The organism is Bradyrhizobium centrolobii, from assembly GCF_001641635.1.
Lineage (GTDB): Bacteria > Pseudomonadota > Alphaproteobacteria > Rhizobiales > Xanthobacteraceae > Bradyrhizobium > Bradyrhizobium centrolobii.
On the sequence record NZ_LUUB01000098.1, the window covers coordinates 1 to 2,108 of the forward strand.

Annotated in this window: 2 protein-coding genes; one reads left to right on the forward strand and one right to left on the reverse strand. The window is 63.9% G+C overall.

Annotated elements, in window-relative coordinates; all coding sequences use genetic code 11:
• Positions 1-249 precede the first annotated feature (249 nt).
• Entirely contained in the window at positions 250-1,374 is a 1,125-nt protein-coding gene (locus AYJ54_RS35910) for a hypothetical protein (protein ID WP_063706699.1), read from the forward strand.
• A 53-nt stretch (positions 1,375-1,427) separates the two neighbouring features.
• On the opposite strand, the gene AYJ54_RS35915 is transcribed toward AYJ54_RS35910, so the two are convergent.
• Positions 1,428-2,018 (reverse strand): Smr/MutS family protein, encoded by a 591-nt coding sequence (locus tag AYJ54_RS35915; protein WP_063706701.1) that lies wholly within the window; start codon positions 2,016-2,018, stop codon positions 1,428-1,430.
• Positions 2,019-2,108 lie beyond the last annotated feature (90 nt).

A 2,108-nucleotide genomic window follows, 5' to 3' on the forward strand; every position in this document is an offset into this window, starting at 1 on the left:
AGATGCGAGCAAATCCGTGGGACCCATCGGCCGAACGAGGTCGCGTGGTTGATTGGAACTCGCGTCGCGGAAACCATCTTGGCCAGCGGCCCAACANGCCGCACCAACAGGCCGGACATATGGACGCAAGCGATCCGATCAAACCTCACAAAGCTCTTGTGCCACGGGGGCCGTCCACATATGGGTCCCGGGTCGCGCTTCGCTTGCCCGGGACGACGGTGGAGGTCAAGGCAGCGGCGCAGGTGTGGTGTGCGCGCTAGCATCTGGCAAAACCCCTGGCGGCTTCTGCTCGCGATCAACGCCGCCGTCATCGCCGGGGTCTTCATTCATAAGATCCAGCTCCCGCCTTGGGTCCCCTACATCCATCTCGTCGTCGACTATCATTTCGGCTTCATCAAGCGCGCGCTGATCGGGGCGGTCGTGGCGCTGTTCACGACGAAGGTGCCGGTGTGGCTGGTGTTCGCACTCGGCGGCGCGACCTGGCTGGTGACGTTGGCGCTGTTCGCAAGACTGTTTCACCGGACGTTTGGCTTCGCCGGGAAGACGCTGCCGCTGTTCGTCTTCATGGCGGGCTCGCCGTTCTTCCTCAAGAACTTCATGCACACGCTCGGCCATTTCGACATTTATGGCTGCGCGCTCGCCATCGTGCTGCTGCTGATCCCTGCCCGGTCGATCCAGTACGTTGCGTTGGCGGCACTGTTCTCGATCGTGCTGATCCTGATCCACCACATTCATCTCCTGATGTATGTGCCGACCATCATCACCATCGTCGTTGTCAGGCATTATCTCGTCTACGGCCTCAATCGGGCCAACATGGCCTTCGGCGTCATCGCCTTCCTGCTCGTTTCAGCGCTTTTCTTCGCGGCGCAGTTTTTGGGCACGATGCCGATCCCGGAAGCGGATTTCGTGCAGTATCTGAAGACCCGGATGCCCGATCCGGCGCGTACCGATCTCCTGCAATTCAGCTACATCTGGTATCAGCCGCTGGCGAAGGAGATTTCGGACACCTGGACCTGGATGCCCCACAACATCCTCGGCGTACCCGTGTTCGCGCTGCTGATCTGGCTGCATACGCCGCTCTGGCGCTATTTTGCCGGCCTGATCGGCGCGCTCGCGAGCGAGACGCACCGCCGTCTCGTCGTCGCAGGGCTGATCGGCGTCAGCCTCGCCTATCTCGTGATGTTCGCGATGGTGTTCGACTATTCGCGCTGGATCTCGAACTGGGCGGTCTGCATGTTCCTGATCCTGCATGCAGTGAAGATGCTGCCGGCCAAGCAGGAGACACCGCCGATTCCGGCGGAGGATCGCAAGACAAACGTCTTCGGCCTGATCATCACGCTGATCCCGCGCGTCGGGATCGTCCGGCCGTTTTAGTTGAGCATGATCTAATCCGGAAAACCGTTGCCCACTTTTCCGGATCATGCTCGCTAAATTCTCGCCCGACGAATTCGGACATAGAGCGCGCCCTCGCCGCCATGGCCGACATGCGCCTCCTCGAAGCCGACGACGAAGGCACGGAATTCCGGCAGGCTGAGCCACTCCGGCACCTGGCGGCGCAGCACCCCGCTTTCGCCGCCGCTCCGGCCCTTGCCGGTAATGACCAGCACGAAGGTGAGGCCATCATGATGCGCCCGCTGCAGAAAACCCGACAGCGCGCGATGGGCGCGCATCTGGGTCATGCCGTGCAGGTCGAGTCGCGCCTCGATCTCGCTGCGGCCGCGCGACAGCTTTGCGCGCTCGCGCTTGCCGAGCGGCGCCAGGGGCGGCATGGCCGGTTTTGCTACCCGCGGCGCGGGCGCGGCGGCAATGGGCCTCGCCGGTGCCGCAGACTTGCCGACGGGTGCAGCGGGCGAGGGCTCGGAACGCGTCGCGGAATGCGCCTTCACAGGGCGAGGTTTCCTGAGCGGCTTGACCTGTTTGGCAACCAGGTCCCACAGCTCGCGCTCTTCCGCGCTGAGCGCGCGGCGGCGCGGTGAGGGGCGAGGCTCCAGCACGGGCGGACGGGACGATCGCTTCATTGCTGGTTGGAACGACGATTCACGTGACGGCGCGGCTCGCGGACGGGCTTGATGTTGGGGCGCGGCTCCGGCAGCGGCACCGGACTGGCC